The sequence below is a fragment of the Falsiroseomonas algicola genome (genome assembly GCF_011040385.1).
GTDB lineage: Bacteria > Pseudomonadota > Alphaproteobacteria > Acetobacterales > Acetobacteraceae > Falsiroseomonas > Falsiroseomonas algicola.
The window spans coordinates 444,528-462,352 of record NZ_JAAIKB010000004.1 but is presented as its reverse complement, the minus strand read 5'-3'; the positions used below and the strand labels follow the sequence as shown (position 1 = coordinate 462,352).

Here is a 17,825-nt window from a genome sequence, read left to right as displayed (position 1 = left end):
GCCAGCGCCGACGAGGCCGATCTGGTGGAGACCCCAGGCCTTGCGGCCTTCGGCCCCCGCCCGGGGTCGGCCCTTTCGGGCCGGTCGCAGCAATGCGACCGGCCCTTTCTTTTGCCCGCCCTTGGCCGCCGCCCCGCTTCCGCGCCACCATGGCGCGCTTGCAGGAGATGCGCGTGCCGATCACCCGCCGGGATGCCCTGACCGCCGCCGCCTCCCTGCTGCCGGGCCTCGCCGCCGCCCAGGGCGCGACACCGCGCATCGTGATGAACGATGCCAGCCGCCTGAACCCCACGCCCGTCGCCCGCCACTGGCGCCCCGTCACGGACCGCGCGGGACAGTGGCATGAGGCGCTGCGCCGCGAACTACGCGAGGCCGCCGCCGCCCGCCGCCCCGTCGTGGTCGGCGCCGCTCGCCATTCCATGGGCTCGCAGTCCCTGGCGCGGGACGGCACCGGCATCACGCTGACGAATCCCTGGTTCGAGCTGGACCGCGCCAACGGCATCGCGCGCGTCTCGGCTGGTGCCACATGGTCGGAGATCATCGGCTGGCTGGACCCGCAGGGGCTCTCGCCCAAGGTCATGCAGTCCAACGCCGATTTCGGCGCGGCTGCCACCTTCAGCGTCAACGCCCATGGCTGGCCCGTGCCGCACGGTCCCTTCGCCAGCACCGTCCGGTCCTGCCGCATCATGCTGGCGGATGGCACCATCCTGGACTGCTCCCGCGACAGCAACGCGGAGCTTTTCGGCCTGATGGCCGGCGGCTACGGGCTGTTCGGCGTCATCCTCGACCTGGATATCGAGGTCGTGCCCAACCTCATGCTCCGCCCCTATGCGCAGCTGCTGCCCGGCGCCGAGTTCGCCGAGGCCTTCATCCCCCAGGTCGCGCGCGACCCGACCGTCTCCATGGCCTATGGCCGTCTTTCCGTCGCGCGGGAATCGCTGTTCGACGATGCGATCCTGACGGTCTATCGCGCCGTCTCGCCGCAACCCGCCACGCTGCCCCCGGCCGCCAACCACAGCCTGATGACCGGCATCTCCAACACCATCTACCGCCAGCAGATCGGCAGCGAGACGGCGAAGCGCCTGCGCTGGGTGGCGGAGACGCGCCTGATGCCCGCCATCGGCACCGGCCTTGCCACCCGCAACACGCTGATGGTCGAGCCCGTCTCCAACCTGGCGAACACCGCCCGGCGGCGCACCGACATCCTGCACGAATACTTCGTGCCGCCCGACCGCTTCCGCGATTTCCGCCAGGCCTGCCGCGACATCATCCCGCCCGCCGCGGCGGAATTCATCAATGTGACACTGCGCTATGTCGGCACGGATGAGTTGAGCGTGCTCCGCTACGCGCCGCAGCCGCGCATCGCGGCGGTGATGTCCTTCTCCCAGGACATCTCGGCGGAGGGGGAGGCCGACATGCTGCTGATGACGGAGGCGCTGGTGGAGCGCGTCATCGACCTCGGCGGCGCCTACTACCTGCCCTACCGCCTGCATGCGCGGCGGGACCAGTTCCAGCGCGCCTATTCCCGCGCGGCCTTCTTCGCGGAGCGCAAGCGCCACTATGATCCCGGCCTGTTGTTCCGACACGCGCTGTGGGACGGCTATCTTGCCTGAGATGAGCCCACGTCTTGCCGCCTCCCTCCTTGCCGCCGCCCTGCTCTTCGCGGCCATCACCAACTACGTCCCCGCCTTCGTCGATGCGGAGGGCCGGGTCTTCGGGCTCTTTCGCCTCGACATCTACAAGGATGCGCTGCACCTGGCCTCCGCGCTCTGGGCGCTGGCTGCGGTCGCGATGGGGCGCGCGGCCTCGATCTCCTTCCTCAAGGTCTTCGGCACGCTCTACTTCGTCGATGGCGTCTGCGGCGTGTTGACCGGCGCCAGCTTCCTCGACCTCAGCCTCTTCATCCATGGCATCGCGCGGGACATGCCCTGGATGATCAGTTTCCTTTCCAGCATTCCCCATCTGGCATTGGGCGGCTTCGGGATCGCGGCGGGATGGCTGGGCGCGCGCCGCGGATGAAGCGCCGCCGCTGGCGCTGGGCCCGGCGCATCGCGCTGGTGGTGCTGCCGCTGCTGCTGCTCGCCGCGGCGCCCGTGGTGGTGGTCGAACAGCGCTGTGTCGCGGAATCCACCGACCGCGCCCCGCCCGCGCCGCGCTACGACCTCGGCGGCGCGGAATGGCGCCGCGCGGCGGGCGACAGCTTCCTGACCTATCCCGAGTGGTTCATCGTCCACGCCTATGAGGACATGGCCGGCGTCGCGCGCCAGGCCTCCGAATCCTCCTTCGACTACCTCGCCTCCATCGCCGGCTTCTGGCGCAGCCTCTGCAACGCGACGCGGGAGGCCGCGCGCACCGGCGCGGCGACGGCGGACCAGAAGACCACCAACTATGTCATCGGCATCAGCTTCACGGCGGAGATGGCGGTGATCGGCGCCTATGAGCGCAGCATCGGCGCGCTGACCGCCTGGGCCCGCGGCCCGCGCCGCACGCCGGAGGATGAATTCGCCCTGCGCGTCGCGGAGGATTACGCGACCTTCCTCCGCCAGGTGCCCTGGTATGAATACCCCTTCGCGACCGAACTCTCCCGCCTGTGGGAGGAGACGCCCTATGGCGAGGTCAGCGTCCTCCGCAGCACCGAACGCCGCGCCTGGCTCAGCGCCCTCTATGGCGGCCGCGCCGCCTATGCGGTCGCGATCGGCGCGCTGGCCGGCGCCTCCCCGGCCGCGCTGCGCATCCGCAGCGTGGTCATGGGCGGGCAGCCGGAGGCCGATCCCCGCATCACCGTGCTGCGTCGCTTCGAGGACGGCGCGACCCTGATCGAGACCCCCCGCTACCGGGCACTGACGCAAATCCTCGCCGGGATCGCGGAACGCGGGGGCGAGGTGCGGGAGATCGCGGGCAATCCCCGCATCCTCGTCACCGTGGTGGCGCCGGACGGCGCGGCGCTGCCGGGCGACCCGGTCTTCGCCCTGCCCATCCAGTCCCGCCCCGGCTGGCGGCGCCTCGGCCTGGATGTGGCGGTGCCCGACCTCGCCCGGCTGATGCGGGAGGCCGCGGCGGCTGGCGCCAGCTTCGAGCACGCCTATGACTATTGAGGGCACGCTCCGCCTGTTGCGCGGCGCGACGCTGGCCCTGCTGGCCTGGTTCGGCGGCATGGCGGCGCTGGCGCTGGTGGTGGACCCGCCGGGCGCCATCGCCTTCGGGCCCTCGGCCGCCCTGGCCCGGGCGGTCAGCGCCACGGACGCGGCGCTGCTGGAAACCGGGGCCGGCTTCGTGCTGCTGCGGGACGAGGCGCCGGGACTGCCGGCACGGCTCTATGCCAACGGGGCCTGGTTCGTGTGGCCGGCGCTGCCGAAGGGGTGCCTGCGGCTCTGATGGGGAAGGCTCTGCCTTCCCCATACCCCATCCGCCAGGCCCGAGACGGGCCTTGACCGTCATCGGTTACAGCTCGGGCTCCGCGGCCGCCCCGGCCACCACGCGCTTCGGCTCCTCCTGCGCGCCCAGCAGCGCCAGCAGCCCTTCCAGCAGCTGCGCGGGCGCGGGCGGGCAGCCGGGGATGACCAGGTCCACCGGCAGCACGGGCGTCACGCCGCCCTCCACCGCATAGCTGCCCTTGAAGACACCACCATCCGCCGCGCAATCGCCGACCGCCACCACCCAGCAGGGCTCCGGCGTGCAGGCCCGCGTGCGCTCCAGCGCCTCCCGCATGTTGCGTGTCACCGGCCCCGTCACCAGCAGCACATCGGCATGCCGGGGGGAGGCGACGAAGCGCAGCCCGAAGCGCTCGAGGTCATAGAGCACGCCGTTCAGCGCATTCACCTCCAGCTCGCAGCCATTGCAGGACCCGGCATCGACCTGGCGGATCGACAGGCTCCGGCCGAGCCTGGCCCGCGCCGTCGCCTCCACCCGCGCGGCCAGCGCCTCCACCACCTCGGGCGGCGGCGGGGTCGCGGGCTCCGTGAGCGGTTTGCCCACGAGCCCCTGGGCGAGGCGGGGCCAGAGCAGGCGGCCGAAGGTCTTCATGCCGTGCGTGCCATCCGAAGCAAATCGTTGCCCTCGGGATCGCGCAGCAGCAGCTCGGTGCCCGGCGGCACCCGCTCCGCGATCCAGCCGATCTCGTCCAGCGCATGGGCGCGGTCGGAATAGGCCCAGTGTTCCAGCACGCCGCGGCCGGGACCGGGCTTGAACAGCGTGACGGTGAACTGGCCCGTGGCGCCCTTCGCGGCGCTGGCCTTGCTGTGAACGCGACCACTCATGGGCCGACCACAGCGGAAGCGCCGGCGCCTGTCACCCGAAACCTCCGAGAGCCCTCACAGGTCGCATCCGCTGTAGGAGCAGTTGAAGGATTTGTTGCACAGCGGGAAGTCGGCGACGATGTTGCCCTCGATCGCCGCTTCCAGCAGCGGCCATTGCAGCCAGGACGGATCGCGCGGGAAGACCGCGCGGATCAGCCCGCCATCATCCAGCGCCATCCAGGTGACGATCTCGCCCCGGAAGCCCTCGGCGATCGCGATCCCTTCGCCGCCCTTCTGCGGCAGTGGGACATGGATCTCGCCCGGGGCCGCGGCGGCCAGGGCCTCCCGCACCAGGGCGATGGATTCCTCGATCTCCGCGATGCGGATGCGGACGCGCGCATCGACATCGCCCTCGCTCCGCAGCGCGGCCTCGGGCACCAGCGAATCATAGGGCGCGTGGGGCAGCGCGACGCGCGCATCGAAGCCGCGGCCGGAGGCACGGCCGACATGCCCGCCGGCGGCGAAGGCCGCCGCCAGCGCCGGCGTCACGATCCCGGTGCCCACCACGCGGTCCTGCAGGCTCGCATGGCTGTCATAGATCGACAGCAGCGCCGGCATCTCCGCCTCCACCGCATCGAGCGCGGCCAGGATCGCCTCCGCGCCGCCCGGCAGCATCTCCATCGCCAGCCCGCCCGGGATGACGCGGTCCATCAGCAGGCGGTGGCCGAAGGCGGCCGCATTCGCGCGCAGAACGCCTTCCCGCAGCACGCCGCATCTTGCATGCGGGAAGGCGAAGGCGGCGTCGTTGCAGACGAAGCCCCAATCGTTCAGGTGGTTCGCGATCCGCTCCAGCTCCAGCATCACGCAGCGCAGCCAGATGGCGCGCGGCGGCGGCGTGGTGCCCGTCGCGGCCTCGGCGGCGAGCGCGAAGGCCAGCGCATGGGCAACGGTGGTGTCGCCGGACAGCCGCGCGGCATAGCGCGCGGCGGCGCGGGGCGACTTGCCGATCATCAGCCCGATCGTGCCCTTGTGCGTGTAGCCCAGCCGCTGCTCCAGCCGGACCACCATCTCCCCCTGCACGGTGAAGCGGAAATGCCCGGGCTCGATGATGCCGGCATGGACGGGGCCGACGGGGATCTGGTGCCAGCCCTCACCCTCGATGGGCAGGAACTCCGGCTGCTCCGCCGGCAAGGTGCGGCGGGCGGGCTTCGCGGCATTCGGCCCGATGACCGGCCAGCGCCCATGGTCGAGCCAGGGCCGCAGGTCCACGCCCCCCTCCGCCCGCAGCGCCCAGAGGTCGCCCATCATCCGCTCGAACCGCACTGCGCCCGGGCGGGCGGGGGACAGCGCGGGGTAGTGCCCGTCCTGCGTGGGGGTGGAGGCCAGCAGCACGGTGTTCTCGACCTCATCGAGGAACGCCGCATGCACGAAGCCCGGCTCCGCCCAGAAGGAGAGCAAGGCGAGCGTCGGCTCCGCGCGCAGCGCATCGCGCAGATCGCCGAAGGCGGCGGGGGCCAGCAGGTAGCGCTCATGCGGCGCGCAGCCCTGCGGCGAACCCCGGCGGATCCAGGCGGAAGCTGCGCCGCTCATCCCAGCACCCTCGCGCCTTCGCGCAGCATCGCCGCCAGGCCGGCCGGCGCCGCCAGCGCCAGCAGCGCCGCCAGCACCAGGTGCAGCCAGGTGGGGATGCTGGCCCAGAGCACGCCGCCGGGCAGGGAGAAGGCGTCCTCCGTCGGGTTGTCCGGTGTGGGCGCCCCCAGGCACAGCCGCTGCAGCACCGTCACCAGCGCCGCCGCCGCCACCAGCAGGCCGAGGCCGAGCGGCAGCAGCAGCCAGGGCTGCGCCGCGGCGGTCGCCACCACCATGGAGAATTCGGAGACGAAGAGCGTGAAGGGCGGCAGCCCCGCCAGCGCCGCGATCCCCAAGGCCAGCGCCCAGCCCAGCCCCGGATGGCTGCGCGCCAGCCCGCCGATATCCGCCACCTTCTGGCTGCCCTTGATCTGCGCCGCCGCGCCGATGGCGAAGAAGACGCCCGACTTCACCAGCGAATGGCCCAGCATGTGCAGCAGCCCCGCGAGATTCGCCGCCACGCCGCCGATGCCGAAGGCGAAGGTGGCGAGCCCCATATGCTCGATGCTGGACCACGCAAAGAGCCGCCGCGCATCCCGCCGCCGCCACAGCGCGAAGCCCGCGAGCAGCAGCGACGCCAGGCCGAAGGCCACCATCAGCGGCCCCGGCGCCATCGCCTCCGGATGCGCGCCGACGATCGCCTTGGCCCGCAGCACGGCGAACAGCGCCGCGTTCAGCAGCAGCCCCGACAGCACGGCGTTGATCGGCAGCGGGCCCTCGGCCTCCGCATCCGGCAGCCAGGAATGCAGCGGCACCAGCCCCGCCTTGGTGCCATAGCCCACCAGCAGGAAGACGAAGGCAAGGCTCAGCACGCCCGGGTCGCACTTCGCCGCCACGGCGGCGAGCGCGCCCCAGGACAGCCCCGGATCCCCCGCGCCGATCACCGGCTGCGCCGCGAGATACAGCAGGATCGTCCCGAACAGCGCCAATGCGATGCCGACGCCGCAGAGGATGAAGAACTTCCACGCCGCCTCCACCGCCGATGGCGTGCCATGCACCGCCACCATCAGCACGGAAGCGAGCGTCGCGATCTCGATCGCCACCCACATCACGCCGAGATTGTCCGACAGCAGCGCCAGGAACTGCGCGCCCATAAAGACCTGGAAGGCGGCGTGGTAGGCGCGGGCGCGCAACTCGTCGAAGCCCTCCGCATCGACCGTCGCGGCGGAGAAGGCGGCGGTGGTGCAGCCCACGATGGCGGAGAGCAGCACGAAGGGCAGGTTCAGCGCATCCGTCCGCGTCCAGCCCTGCACGCCATAGGGCTGCGCCAGCAACACGAGCGCCAGCACCAGGCTGAGCGCGGAGACGCCGAGGTTCACCAAGGCCGGCATCCGGCCACGCGGCGGCATGGCGGCGAGCGCGATGGCGCCGATCCAGGGGAGGAAGACCACCGCCCAGGCCCAGTGGAACGTCATGGGCGGCTATGCAGGGAGGGCTCCGCCCCCCTGCACCCCCCGCCAAGGGCCAGCGGGCCCTTGGAACCCTTCAATTGACGACGGTCCAGGGGCGGTTCGCCCCCAAATCCATCAGAGGGGGCGGATGGGGTTTGGGGAAGGCAGCGCCTTCCCCAACTTACCAGCGAAGCCCTCATGCCGGCGGCTCCTCCCCCCGCGCCCGATGCAGGAAGGACGTATCCAGCGTCTCCAGCCGCCCCCTGATCTGGAAGACGACGACGCCACCCACCACCGCCACCATCAGCACCAGCGCCGCCGTGGACAGCTCCACCACCAGCGGCATGCCCGTGACGGCGACGGCGCCCAGGATCAGCCCGTTCTCCAGGCTCATCAGCCCGATCACCTGGCTGATGGCATTCCGCCGCGTGATCATCATCAGCATGCCCAGCAGCACGACGGAGAGCGCCAGCGCCAGATCCTCCCGCGTCAGCGCCTGCGCCTGGCCCGCCGTGATCGGCAGCACCACCAGGACGGAGAGCCCGACCAGCGCGACCGCCGCCAGCAGCGAAGGCCCGACGCCGAGCGCCGGCTCCACCGCGCGCTGCAGGCCGAAGCGACCCAGCACGTGCCGCAGCGCCAGCGGGATCAGCACCGCCTTCGCCACCACGGCGATCACCGCCGTCACGTAGAGCCCCGCCGCCCCCTGGATGTATCCCTGCCAGGCCGCGGCGGCGGCCAGCAGCGCGCCCTGCACGGCGAAGGCGTTGATCACCGCGTCGATCCGCCGCTGGTAGAGCAGCACGAAGGACAGCAGCAGCACGCCGCCACCCAGCAGATGCGCGATGTCATAGGCGGGCGTGCCGAAGGTCATGCCAGCCTCGTCGAGACGAAGAGCAGCAGCGCGCCGAGCAGGCCCAGCAGCAGCGCTGCGCCCAGGAACTCCGGCACCCGGAAGACGCGCATCTTGGCGATCGCGCTCTCGAAGGCCGCCAGCGCCAGGCAGAGCACCCCGATCTTGGCCACCCAGGCGACCAGCCCCACCAACCACCCCAGCGGGGCAAAGCCGGACGGCGCGGTGCCGAACGGGAAGAAGATCGCCGCCAGCAGCGCCAGCCAGAGGGTCAGCCGCAGCGCCGCCGCGGCTTCCCACAGCGCCAGGTGGCGGCCCGACGCCTCCAGGATCATCGCCTCATGCACCATGGTGAGCTCAAGATGCGTCGCCGGGTTGTCCACCGGGATGCGCGCATTCTCCGCCACCGCCACGGCCAGCAGCGCCACCAGCGCCAGGCCGAGCGAGACGCGAAGGCCCAGCGCCCCCTCCTGGAACGTGCCCGCGATGGCGTCGAGGCCCGTGGTCCCCGCCAGGATCGCGAAGCTCATCACCGCCAGCAGCAGGGCCGGTTCCGCCAGCGCCGCGAAGCTCATCTCCCGCGCCGCGCCGAGCCCGCCGAAGGCGGTGCCGACATCCAGCCCCGCCAGCGCCATCGCGACGCGCCCCAGCGCCAGCAGCCCCGCGATCAGCACGAGGTCCGCGAGCGGCGCGAAGGCCATCCCCCGCGCGAAGGACGGCACCAGCGCCACGGCAGCCAGCGCCGCCCCCGCGCCCGCATAGGGCGCCGCGCGGCTGATCCAGCTGGCATTCTCCGCCAGCACCGGCCGCTTCAGCAGCAGTTTTCTCAGGTCGCGCAATGGCTGCAGCGGGCTGGCCCCGATTCGCCCCATCATCCGCGCCTTCAGCCAGCGGATGACGCCCACGACCAGCGGCGCCGCCACCAGCATGAGCGCCAGGTGCACCACCTGCGTCAGCAGACCCCAGAGGAAGCCCATCAGCGCGCCTCCAGCCAGGCGATCAGCGCCAGCAGCGCGACCAGCGTGCCGAAGGGCAGCATGAGGCACTGGGCCAGCGTCAGGTCCCGCAGCCGCTCCGTCCGCACCACCACCGCATCCCGCAGCCGGGCCAGCGGCGCCAGCAGCAGCCGGTCGGAGGGATCGGCGAAGCCGGCCTCGATCCGCGCGGGGGAGGGATCGCCGGGCGGCGGCATGGTCACGCCCTCATGCACCGCCAGCACGGGGTTCCCCAGCATCCGCCGCAGCGGCTGGCCGAGCCCGGCGGCGCTGGGCTGGGTGATCGGGTCGCCGAAGGGCAGGTGCTGCGGCGGCGCGATGAAGCCGCAATCCCAGGCCGGGCTCCGCGCCACGCCCGAAGGCGCGCGGCGCTTCACGAGGAACACGATCGCCGCCCCCAGCACCGCCAGCAGCAGGGCGATGCCGATCGGCATATAGGCCCCCGCGCCATCGCCCACGCGGATGGCGGCGATGGTGGCGCGTTCCGTCACATCCTGCCGCACCAGCGCCTGAAGCGCGCCCTCGGCCAGCGACAGCATCGGCCCCGGCAGCAGGCCGAAGACCACGGTGAGGCCCGCCGGCAGCAGCAGCGCCAGGCGCGCCGGCCAGGGGCCATCGGCCGCGCCGGCCGCCCGCGGCGTGCGGGGCCGGCCGAGGAAGGCCATGCCGAAGAGCCGCACCATCGCCGCGGCCGCGAGCGCCGCCGCCAGCGCGGCCATCGCCGCGACGCCCACCGCCAGCACCTGGAAGGCGAGGTCGCCGACCCGCCAGGCCGCCAGCAGCGCCTGCAGCAGCAGCCATTCCCCCGCGAAGCCCGACAGCGGCGGCAGGCTCGCCGCCGCGCCCGCCCCCACCAGGACGGCGGCCGCCGTCCAGGGCATGGCGTGGATCAGCCCGCCCAGCCGATCGAGCCGGCGCGACGCCGCGCCATGCAGCACCTCGCCCAGTCCCAGGAAGAGCAGGGATTTGAACAGCGCATGGTTCAGCGCGTGCAGAGCCGCCGCCCCCGCCGCCAGCGCCGCCAGCGCGCCCAGGTCGGCCGCGCGGAAGGCGCAGGCCAGGCCGAGGCCGATGGCGATCAGCCCCACATTCTCGATGGTGGAACAGGCCAGCAGGGTCTTGCTGTCCTCCTCCAGATTGGCGCGCAGCGCCCCCAGCACGGCGGAGGCCGCGCCCAGCACCAGCAGCGGCACGCCCCACCAGATCGGCTGGGCGGGGCCCGTCACATCCAGCAGCAGCCGCGCCAGGACATAGATCGCGACCTTGGTCATGGCGCCCGACATCAGCGCGGAGACATGGCTCGGCGCTGCCGGATGGGCGAGCGGCAGCCAGGCATGGAGTGGCACCAGCCCCGCCTTGGCCCCCGCCCCCGCCACCACCAGCGCCAGCACGGCCGCGGCACGCCATCCCTCCGGCGGTGCCTCCCGCATCGCGGCGAAGGTGATCTCCCCCCCCGCGGCCAGCAGCCCGATCGCCGGCACCAGGCAGATGCCGGAGGCGACGGCGAAGATCAGGTAGAGCCGCGCCGCGCGCCGGTTCTCTGCCTGTTCATGGTCCGCCGCCACCAGCGCCCAGCTGGCCAGCGACATGCCCTCGAACCCCAGCAGCAGGGTGAAGCCATCGGCGGCCAGCAGGGTCAGCGCCATGCCGGCGAGGAAGAGCGGATAGGCCGAGAGCACCCGCGCCGGCGCGCGCCCGTAATGAGAGAGGGCGAAGAGCGCCGAACAGGCGCCCGCCAGCCCCAGCAGCAGCAGGAACCAGGCGGAGAGCCCATCGAGGGCCAGCAGCATCGGCGCCCAGCTGCCCGGCATCAGCGCCTGCGGCGCCGGCGCGCCGCCGAGCAGTGCCGCCAGCCCGCATCCCGCGAAGATCGCGGCGGCCAGGAGCGACCCGCCATGCACCACCGCGCCCACCGGCCACCCCCGGCCGAGCGCCAGCAGGGGCAGCACAGCCAGCATCACCAGCCCGGCCAGCGTCAGGGAGAGCGCCGTCAGCACGGCAGGGCGGGGAAGGGCGTCACGTCCGCGACGATACGCAGCAAGCCGGCAGGGCAGAAGGGGGCGGGTGGATCATGGACATCACGCAACGACCCGGCCATGCCCGGGTTGCATCCCCGTTTCGCCCCTTGGCCAAGGGCGGCCAGCGGCGCTACATGGCGCGCCTTGGCGCCCTCGGCGCCCAATCCACAGGGACAAACCGGGAGTGCGCCCGTCTCCATGGGCCCCTTGCTCGCCTTCAGTCGCGCGGTCGATGCGCTGAACACCGCCTTCGGCCGCCTGGCCGATTGGCTGGTCCTGCTTGCCTGCCTGGTCAGCGCGGGCAATGCCTTCGCGCGCTACGGCTTCTCCTCCGGCTCCAACGCCTGGCTGGAGGTGCAGTGGTACTTCTTCGCCGCGGTGGTGATGCTGGGCGCTGCCTATACGCTGTTCCGGAACGAGCATGTCCGGGTGGACCTGATCTACGGCTCCATCAGCGAAAGGGCGCGGATCTGGGTGGATGTGATCGGCATCGCGCTGTTCCTGCTGCCCGCCATGGCGCTGCTGGCCTGGATGACCTGGCCCTTCTTCGTGGAGAGCTGGGTCCGGGCGGAGACCTCCTCCTCCCCCGGCGGGCTGATCCGCTGGCCGGTGAAGCTGCTGCTGCCCGTGGGTTTCGCGCTGATGGCGGTGCAGGGCCTGTCCGAACTGGTGAAGCGCGTGGCGCTGCTGCGCGGCATCAAGCTGGAGGATGGGCGCCTCCACGCCAGCTACGCCCGGCCGGACCAGTAGGGCCCCATGCCCCAGCGCAACACCACTTCGGCCGCCAAGGGCGGCCCGCGCACAGTGCTCGCTCGTGGCCCAGCGACACAGTGCGTAGGCGCGAAGGCAAGCCGGCGGATGCCGGCGCCCGCCGTTTGAGGGCACCATGAACATCTTCGCCTATATTTCCTCGATCCCGCATGAGGACCTGATGCCCCCGCTGATGTTCGCGGGGCTGATCGTCTTCCTCCTCATCGGCTTCCCGGCCGCCTTCTCCCTTGCCGCCGTCGGGCTGTTCTTCGGCTTCATCTCGGTCTGGCTGGGCTTCTTCCCGGAAGCCTGGATGTTCAACCTGCCGCTTCGCATCTTCAACATCCTGTCGAACGACCTGCTGCTGGCGATCCCCTTCTTCACATTGATGGGCGCCATCCTGGAACGCTGCGGCCTGGCGGAGGACCTGCTGGAGGGTACCGGGCAGCTCTTCGGCAAGGTGCCGGGCGGGCTGGCCTATGCCGTCATCATCGTGGGCGCGATCCTCGGCGCCATCACCGGCACGGTTGCCGCTTCCGTCATCGCCATGGGCATGATCAGCCTGCCCATCATGATGCGCACGGGCTACGACATGCGCATCGCGACCGGCGTCATCGCCGCATCCGGCACCATCACCCAGGTCATCCCGCCCTCCCTCGTGCTGATCGTGCTGGGCGACCAGCTCGGCCAGAGTGTCGGCGACATGTATGCGGGCGCCATCGGGCCCTCCTTCCTCCAGCTGGCACTCTTCATCGCCTTCATCGGCCTGGTCAGCATCTTCGCGCCCCACAAGGTGCCGCCGCTGCCGGACGAATTGCTGGAGCCGCGGACCTGGCGGCTCTGGTGGCGCGTGCTGAAGGGCATGGTGCCCAGCATCGTGCTGATCTTCATGGTGCTCGGCACCATCTTCCTCGGCCTCGCGACGCCCACGGAAGCCGGCGCCATGGGCGTGGTCGGCGCCATCGCGCTGGCAGCCATCAACCGCCGCCTGACGCGGCCGCTGGTGCGGGAAGCCATGGGCACCACCATGCGCATCACCGCCATGGTCATCTTCATCCTGATCGGTGCCACGGTCTTCTCGCTGGTGTTTCAGGGCGTCGATGGCGGCATCTGGATCGAGCACCTTCTGGCGCAGCTGCCGGGCGGCCAGACCGGCTTCCTGATCTTCGTCAACATCTTCATCTTCCTGCTGGCCTTCTTCCTCGACTTCTTCGAGATCGCCTTCATCGTCATCCCGCTGCTGGCTCCCGTCGCCAAGAACCTCGGCATCGACCTGGTGTGGTTCGGCGTCCTCATCTGCATCAACCTGCAGACCAGCTTCATGCACCCGCCCTTCGGCTTCGCGCTGTTCTACCTCCGTGGCATCGCGCCGAAATCGGTGCTGACGCGGGACATCTACTGGGGCGCCATCCCCTGGCTCGGCCTGCAGCTGATCCTGGTCGCCATCGTCATCTTCTGGCCCGAGAGCGTGACCTACTGGCTGGACCGCGGGCCTCGCGTGGATCCGAGCACGGTCATCATCGACCTGCCGCCACCCCCCGTGCAGCCGGACATGCCGGCCGTGCCGGTCTTCCAGTGATCCTGGCCCCCATCGCCCATGTCCGCGGCGGGCGGGCCGAGCCGGTGGACGATGCCTGGGACCAGGTCGAGGCCGGGATCGTGCTGGATCCCGCGCAGCTCGGCCCCGATGCGGCGCTCGGGCTCGACGCCTTCAGCCACGTCACGGTGGTCTTCGTCTTCGACCGCATCGACCCCGCGACGGTGGAGCGCAATGCCCGCCACCCCCGCGGCCGGACGGACTGGCCGAGGGTCGGCATCCTCGGCCAGCGCGGCTCGCCGCGGCCGAACCGGATCGGCGTCACCACCTGCGCGCTGCTGGGCGTGGAGGGCATGGTGCTGCGGGTGCGGGGGCTCGATGCCATCGACGGCACGCCGGTGCTCGACATCAAGCCGCACATGACGGGCTTCGACCCGCGAGGGCCGGTCCGCGAACCGGACTGGGCCCGGGAGATCATGCAGGGCTACTGGTAGAGGCCCAGCGCCTCCAGCCGCGCGGCCGCCCGCGCCGCCGCCTCCCGCAGCGCCGCCGCATCCAAATCGTCAGGCCCGCGCAGCGCCGGGTCGGGGCAATAGGCATCGACATCGGCGAAGAGCGTGTCGAGCACCAGGAACACCGCGCGCGGCCGATGCTGCCCATCCTCCCGCGAGGCGCGGAGGTAGCCACGCTCGAAGGCATCGGCATCGATGCGGCCGGCCAGGAAGTCCCGGATCAGCGTGACGAAGGGGCTGAGGGCGAGCGGATCCTCGCTCACCGCAGCGCCCAATCCCCCCAGATCGCCTTCGCCTCCTCCGTCTTCTCCTGCCGGTCCTTCAGGTGGTTCGGCTTGCCCTTGCCGCCCACCGCATTGGGGCCGAGGTTGATGGCCTGGCTGACCTTGAGTGAATCATCGAGGTCGGCGTGCTCGTTCAGATTGTGCTTGGTCCAGTACCAGGCGGCGGTCTTCAGCGCGACCTCGGCGTCCTTCCACACCATCTGCGGCTGCGCCTCCAGCGGCAGGTCCAGCGCCTTGCCGGCGGCGCGGTAGTTCTCCCGCCCCGTCAGCTGGATCAGCCCGCGGCCGCGATAGGTCCAGCCATCGCCGGAGGCGACGCCGCCATTGCCCATGCGGTTGGCATAGACGGTGCTGGCCAACTCCTGCGGCTTCTTCTTCTCCGCCGCGTCGCTGTCCGCCAGCGCCTTGTCCAGCGCCTTCTTCTCCTCCGGCGTCTTGGGCTCGCCCTTCTCCGCCTTGATGGCGTCGTGGCGGGTCTTCTGGTCCTGCGGCACGAAGGACTTGGCCTGTTCCTCCGTCAGGTACTTGCCATGGATCTCCAGCAGCCGCGCCACGCTGTTGAAGACGAAGCCCTCCTCCAGCTTCTGGAAGGACGAGCTTTCGATGCAGCACTGCGCGAGGAAGTGGGACAGGCGCAGCCCGCTCCGGCTGATCTCATGGAACCACAGCGCGCCGGTGCGGGAGGCCTCGATCAGCGCGTCGAAGACGCGGCGCTGCGTGCCGGGCTGGACCTTGGCCTGGCCGACCAGCTTGAGGAGATCCTCCTCCGTCACCGGCACATCGGCCAGCTGCTGCACCGGGCCCGGATCGGCGCTCGGCGGGAAGCAGCTGAGGGGGAGGTGGCAGCCCATGCCGGGCCGCGGCAGCACGGCCGGGCACATCTCGCCCAGCGGGTTCAGCCGCCACTCCGGCTCCTCGAAGGCGAACAAGCCGCCTGGCAGGCCCATCCCTGGCGCTCCCGATTGCAGGGCGCCAGCATAAGGCCGGGCGCTACAGCATCGCCAGCGCGCGCTTGCGCCTGGGCGGCGGGAAGGCCGCGTCCAGCTCGGCCATGTCCTCGGCCGTCAGCACCAGGTCGCGCGCCGCCGCGTTCTGCCGGACATGGGCGGGGTCCGCCGCCTTGGGGATGGCGATGACGCCCGGCCGCGCCAGCACGAAGGCCAGCGCCACCTGCGCCGGCGTCACGCCATGCCGCGCCGCGATGGCGCGCAGTGCGGGGTTCCGCAGCAGCGCGCCGCCCTGGCCGACCGGCGAATAGGCCATCACCGGCATGCCGCGCCCCGCGCAGAAAGGCAGCAGGTCGAACTCCACGCCGCGCGCCTCCAGGTTCCACAGCACCTGGTCCGTCGCGCAATCCGGCAGCGCCGCGCCCAGTTCCTCCAGGTCATCGACATCGAGGTTGGAGACGCCCCAGCGCGCGATCTTGCCCTGGGCGATCGCCTTCTCCATCGCCGCCACCGTCTCCGAGAGCGGCACGCCGCCCCGCCAGTGCAGCAGATAGAGGTCGAGCCGCTCCACCTTCAGCCGTCGCAGGCTGGCGTCGAGCGCCATCGGCAGCTTCCGGGCGGAGGCGTTGTGCGGATAGATCTTGGAGACGAGGAAGCAGTCATCCCGCCGCCCGGCGATCGCCTCCGCCACCACCACCTCCGCGCCCCCCTCGGCATACATCTCCGCCGTGTCGATCAGGGTCATGCCGAGGTCGAGGCCGAGCCGCAGCGCTTGCGCTTCCGCCCGCCGGTCGGATCCCCTCTCCCCCATGTGCCAGCTGCCCTGGCCGAGCGCCGGCACCATTGTCCCATCCGGGAATTTCACCGCTTTCATGGAACCTCGCCCCCTCTCCGCCTATCTTCGCCGTCATGAAGACCGCCGCAAGCCACGCCCTTCTCCTCCTCCTGGTGGCCGCCGCCCCAGCGGCCGCGCAGACCAGCACCCCGGCCTCCGTGCCGCCGGAGGAGATTGGCAGCTGGCGCCTCTCCTGCATCACCGACCGGATGACGGATCGCGCCGACTGCCTGCTGCGTCACCGCGAACCGGTTGAGCGCGCGCAGGGGGCCGGCGGTTCGTCGCTGGTGCTGGAAGTGCAGGATCGCGGCGGCCGCCTGGTGCCCGTCGTCACTGCCCGCGACCTGACGCTGGAGGCCGCCGGCCGAGGGCTGCTGGCCGTGACCGGCACCGCCCAGCTCCGCTTCCCGCCCAACCGCTTCTACGAGATGCCCTGCACGCTGGAGGGGCGCACGCTCGCCTGCGCCCCCAAGCCCGAGGACGCCGGCCGCGCGGCCGAGGAACTCGCCGCCGCCACCACGGCGCTGGTCCGCGTCACCGGCCTCGGCGCCGCGACGACGCAGGCGGAGCCTGTGGAGCTCCGCCTCGACCGCACGCGCGATGCCCTGGCCCGCTACCGCGCCCGGGTGCCGGAGGGAACGGCACCCCAGCCCCAGCCGAGTGGCCTGACCCTGCCCGAGATCATCGGCCGCCTGCAGCGCCTTTTCGGCAACTGAGGCAGCGGGGGGGGGGGAGCCGCGCTCCCCCGCCTGTCGTCAGACGACCTTTGCCGGATCGGTATTCGACCCGCACACCACCACCGCCACGCGCGCCCCCGCCGGCAGCGTGAGGACGCCCGAGGTCAGCGCCGCCAGCGCCGTCGCCCCGCCCGGCTCCGCCACCAGCCGCATCGCCTGCCACAGCCGCTTCTGCGCCTCCAGGATCGCCCCGTCCGGCACCAGCACGGCGCGCGCCACATGGTGCTTCGCCACCTCGAACATCAGCGCGCCGACCTGCCGCGCGCCCAGGCTGTCCGCCGCCAGGCCGCCGACGGGGCAGGGGACGGGCCTTCCCTCCCGCAGCGCGGAGGCGAGCGTCGGGCAGCCCTCCGGCTCCACGCTGATCACCTCGGCGCCGCGGCCGGCGTACCAGGCGGCGATGCCGCCGATCAGGCCGCCGCCGCCGGTCGCGACCAGTACATGCGTCGCTTCCGGCGCGTCCTGCCACAGCTCCATCCCGACGGTGCCCTGGCCCGCCAGCACCTCCGGCTGGTCATAGGCATGGACGATCATGGCGCCCGTCTTCGCCGCCCGCGCCTCGCTCGCCTCCCGCGCCTCGTCATAGGCGGCTCCCACCTGGTGGAGCGTGGCGCCATAGGCGCGGATGCGGTCGGTCTTGGCGGCGGGGGTCGGCACCGGGCAGAAGACCTCCGCCTTGTGGCCCAGCGCCCGGGCGGCATAGGCCACTGCCGCGCCATGGTTGCCGCCCGAGGCGGTGGCGACGCCCGCTTCCGGCACCGGCAGGGACAGCATGCGGTTGAAGGCGCCGCGGACCTTGAAGCTGCCCGTGGCCTGCAGCGATTCCAGCTTCAGGATCAGGGGGATATCCAGGCCGAGGTCGCCGCCCGCCATCCGCATCACCGGCGTGCGCCGGACATGCCCCGCGATGCGCGCCGCCGCCGCCTCGATCTGCCCCGCCTTGATCGTTGCTGCCTCAATCATCGCCACGCTGCCATTCCCCGATGCAGGCCGCAGGCTGGCAGCGCCCCTCCACCGAGGCAACCGCCCCCCTGGAACCGCCCCGGCTGCGGCGTTCATTTGACTCCCGCCACCTTTCTGCCATGGTCCGCCGGCCATGAGA

Annotated in this window: 19 protein-coding genes; 8 read left to right on the top strand and 11 right to left on the bottom strand. The window is 71.9% G+C overall.

Annotation, left to right across the window (positions count from 1 at the left end):
• Positions 1-173: 173 nt before the first annotated feature.
• Genes G3576_RS13570 through G3576_RS13555 form a run of 4 tightly spaced genes read left to right on the top strand, consistent with a single transcriptional unit; the run spans position 174 to position 3,375 of the window.
• Complete coding sequence (locus G3576_RS13570; RefSeq protein ID WP_207622806.1) at positions 174-1,613, top strand: FAD-binding protein; 1,440 nt, start codon at positions 174-176, stop codon at positions 1,611-1,613.
• A gap of 1 nt (position 1,614) precedes the next feature.
• Positions 1,615-2,019 (top strand): hypothetical protein, encoded by a 405-nt coding sequence (locus G3576_RS13565; RefSeq protein WP_164694917.1) that lies wholly within the window; start codon positions 1,615-1,617, stop codon positions 2,017-2,019.
• Positions 1,995-3,095, top strand: coding sequence for a hypothetical protein (locus G3576_RS13560; RefSeq protein WP_164694916.1), 1,101 nt, complete (start codon positions 1,995-1,997; stop codon positions 3,093-3,095). Before G3576_RS13565 ends, G3576_RS13560 begins: the two co-directional genes overlap by 25 nt.
• A complete protein-coding gene (locus tag G3576_RS13555; RefSeq protein WP_164694915.1) occupies positions 3,085-3,375 on the top strand; it encodes a hypothetical protein in 291 nt (96 codons plus the stop codon). Before G3576_RS13560 ends, G3576_RS13555 begins: the two co-directional genes overlap by 11 nt.
• Before the next feature lie 66 nt (positions 3,376-3,441).
• Here the strand turns inward: G3576_RS13555 and G3576_RS13550 are convergent, their stop codons facing one another.
• The 7 genes from G3576_RS13550 to G3576_RS13520 form a co-directional block, all read right to left on the bottom strand.
• Positions 3,442-4,023: an NADH-quinone oxidoreductase subunit B family protein gene (locus G3576_RS13550; RefSeq protein WP_164694914.1), complete on the bottom strand. Its 582-nt coding sequence runs from the start codon at positions 4,021-4,023 to the stop codon at positions 3,442-3,444.
• On the bottom strand, positions 4,020-4,256 hold the full coding sequence (locus G3576_RS13545) for a hypothetical protein (RefSeq protein WP_164694913.1): 237 nt from the start codon (positions 4,254-4,256) through the stop codon (positions 4,020-4,022). Before G3576_RS13545 ends, G3576_RS13550 begins: the two co-directional genes overlap by 4 nt.
• 54 nt (positions 4,257-4,310) lie before the next feature.
• Positions 4,311-5,825 carry a hydrogenase large subunit gene (locus G3576_RS13540; RefSeq protein ID WP_164694912.1) on the bottom strand — a complete coding sequence of 505 codons (1,515 nt, stop codon included), beginning with the start codon at positions 5,823-5,825 and terminating at the stop codon, positions 4,311-4,313.
• Positions 5,822-7,279 (bottom strand): hydrogenase 4 subunit F, encoded by a 1,458-nt coding sequence (locus tag G3576_RS13535; protein ID WP_164694911.1) that lies wholly within the window; start codon positions 7,277-7,279, stop codon positions 5,822-5,824. Before G3576_RS13535 ends, G3576_RS13540 begins: the two co-directional genes overlap by 4 nt.
• A 172-nt stretch (positions 7,280-7,451) precedes the next feature.
• Positions 7,452-8,129, bottom strand: coding sequence for a hydrogenase-4 component E (locus G3576_RS13530; protein ID WP_164694910.1), 678 nt, complete (start codon positions 8,127-8,129; stop codon positions 7,452-7,454).
• Positions 8,126-9,085: a respiratory chain complex I subunit 1 family protein gene (locus G3576_RS13525; protein WP_164694909.1), complete on the bottom strand. Its 960-nt coding sequence runs from the start codon at positions 9,083-9,085 to the stop codon at positions 8,126-8,128. Before G3576_RS13525 ends, G3576_RS13530 begins: the two co-directional genes overlap by 4 nt.
• On the bottom strand, positions 9,085-11,100 hold the full coding sequence (locus G3576_RS13520) for a proton-conducting transporter transmembrane domain-containing protein (RefSeq protein WP_164694908.1): 2,016 nt from the start codon (positions 11,098-11,100) through the stop codon (positions 9,085-9,087). Before G3576_RS13520 ends, G3576_RS13525 begins: the two co-directional genes overlap by 1 nt.
• Before the next feature lie 219 nt (positions 11,101-11,319).
• Between G3576_RS13520 and G3576_RS13515 the strand changes: the two genes are divergently transcribed.
• The 3 genes from G3576_RS13515 (at position 11,320) to G3576_RS13505 (ending at position 13,902) form a co-directional block, all read left to right on the top strand.
• Positions 11,320-11,871: a TRAP transporter small permease subunit gene (locus G3576_RS13515; protein WP_164694907.1), complete on the top strand. Its 552-nt coding sequence runs from the start codon at positions 11,320-11,322 to the stop codon at positions 11,869-11,871.
• Between the two features lie 136 nt (positions 11,872-12,007).
• Positions 12,008-13,450: a TRAP transporter large permease gene (locus G3576_RS13510; RefSeq protein WP_164694906.1), complete on the top strand. Its 1,443-nt coding sequence runs from the start codon at positions 12,008-12,010 to the stop codon at positions 13,448-13,450.
• Positions 13,447-13,902, top strand: coding sequence for an SAM-dependent methyltransferase (locus G3576_RS13505; protein ID WP_164694905.1), 456 nt, complete (start codon positions 13,447-13,449; stop codon positions 13,900-13,902). Before G3576_RS13510 ends, G3576_RS13505 begins: the two co-directional genes overlap by 4 nt.
• On the opposite strand, the gene G3576_RS13500 is transcribed toward G3576_RS13505, so the two are convergent.
• Genes G3576_RS13500 through G3576_RS13490 form a run of 3 tightly spaced genes read right to left on the bottom strand, consistent with a single transcriptional unit; the run spans position 13,893 to position 16,025 of the window.
• Positions 13,893-14,183 carry a colicin immunity domain-containing protein gene (locus G3576_RS13500; RefSeq protein ID WP_164694904.1) on the bottom strand — a complete coding sequence of 97 codons (291 nt, stop codon included), beginning with the start codon at positions 14,181-14,183 and terminating at the stop codon, positions 13,893-13,895. The genes G3576_RS13505 and G3576_RS13500 overlap by 10 nt on opposite strands.
• Entirely contained in the window at positions 14,180-15,151 is a 972-nt protein-coding gene (locus G3576_RS31275) for a glycoside hydrolase family 19 protein (protein ID WP_207622805.1), read from the bottom strand. The genes G3576_RS13500 and G3576_RS31275 overlap by 4 nt, the downstream gene beginning before the upstream one ends.
• 43 nt (positions 15,152-15,194) lie before the next feature.
• Positions 15,195-16,025: an aldo/keto reductase gene (locus G3576_RS13490; RefSeq protein WP_164694903.1), complete on the bottom strand. Its 831-nt coding sequence runs from the start codon at positions 16,023-16,025 to the stop codon at positions 15,195-15,197.
• A 35-nt stretch (positions 16,026-16,060) separates the two neighbouring features.
• Between G3576_RS13490 and G3576_RS13485 the strand changes: the two genes are divergently transcribed.
• Positions 16,061-16,702 carry a hypothetical protein gene (locus tag G3576_RS13485; protein WP_164694902.1) on the top strand — a complete coding sequence of 214 codons (642 nt, stop codon included), beginning with the start codon at positions 16,061-16,063 and terminating at the stop codon, positions 16,700-16,702.
• A 39-nt stretch (positions 16,703-16,741) separates the two neighbouring features.
• Here G3576_RS13485 and G3576_RS13480 read toward each other — a convergent pair whose 3' ends face one another.
• Positions 16,742-17,686, bottom strand: a complete 945-nt coding sequence (locus tag G3576_RS13480) for a serine/threonine dehydratase (protein ID WP_164694901.1) — start codon at positions 17,684-17,686, stop codon at positions 16,742-16,744.
• Positions 17,687-17,825: the final 139 nt, after the last annotated feature.

What these genes read in the sequence shown, in the direction of transcription:
- G3576_RS31275 (WP_207622805.1), bottom strand. Translation starts at nt 15,151, where the DNA reads ATGGGCCTGCCAGGCGGCTTGTTCGCCTTCGAGGAGCCGGAGTGGCGG.
- G3576_RS13540 (WP_164694912.1), bottom strand. Translation starts at nt 5,825, where the DNA reads ATGAGCGGCGCAGCTTCCGCCTGGATCCGCCGGGGTTCGCCGCAGGGC.
- G3576_RS13510 (WP_164694906.1), top strand. Translation starts at nt 12,008, where the DNA reads ATGAACATCTTCGCCTATATTTCCTCGATCCCGCATGAGGACCTGATG.
- G3576_RS13565 (WP_164694917.1), top strand. Translation starts at nt 1,615, where the DNA reads ATGAGCCCACGTCTTGCCGCCTCCCTCCTTGCCGCCGCCCTGCTCTTC.
- G3576_RS13525 (WP_164694909.1), bottom strand. Translation starts at nt 9,085, where the DNA reads ATGGGCTTCCTCTGGGGTCTGCTGACGCAGGTGGTGCACCTGGCGCTC.
- G3576_RS13545 (WP_164694913.1), bottom strand. Translation starts at nt 4,256, where the DNA reads ATGAGTGGTCGCGTTCACAGCAAGGCCAGCGCCGCGAAGGGCGCCACG.
- G3576_RS13550 (WP_164694914.1), bottom strand. Translation starts at nt 4,023, where the DNA reads ATGAAGACCTTCGGCCGCCTGCTCTGGCCCCGCCTCGCCCAGGGGCTC.
- G3576_RS13490 (WP_164694903.1), bottom strand. Translation starts at nt 16,025, where the DNA reads ATGAAAGCGGTGAAATTCCCGGATGGGACAATGGTGCCGGCGCTCGGC.
- G3576_RS13535 (WP_164694911.1), bottom strand. Translation starts at nt 7,279, where the DNA reads ATGACGTTCCACTGGGCCTGGGCGGTGGTCTTCCTCCCCTGGATCGGC.
- G3576_RS13515 (WP_164694907.1), top strand. Translation starts at nt 11,320, where the DNA reads ATGGGCCCCTTGCTCGCCTTCAGTCGCGCGGTCGATGCGCTGAACACC.
- G3576_RS13480 (WP_164694901.1), bottom strand. Translation starts at nt 17,686, where the DNA reads ATGATTGAGGCAGCAACGATCAAGGCGGGGCAGATCGAGGCGGCGGCG.
- G3576_RS13555 (WP_164694915.1), top strand. Translation starts at nt 3,085, where the DNA reads ATGACTATTGAGGGCACGCTCCGCCTGTTGCGCGGCGCGACGCTGGCC.
- G3576_RS13530 (WP_164694910.1), bottom strand. Translation starts at nt 8,129, where the DNA reads ATGACCTTCGGCACGCCCGCCTATGACATCGCGCATCTGCTGGGTGGC.
- G3576_RS13485 (WP_164694902.1), top strand. Translation starts at nt 16,061, where the DNA reads ATGAAGACCGCCGCAAGCCACGCCCTTCTCCTCCTCCTGGTGGCCGCC.
- G3576_RS13560 (WP_164694916.1), top strand. Translation starts at nt 1,995, where the DNA reads ATGGCTGGGCGCGCGCCGCGGATGAAGCGCCGCCGCTGGCGCTGGGCC.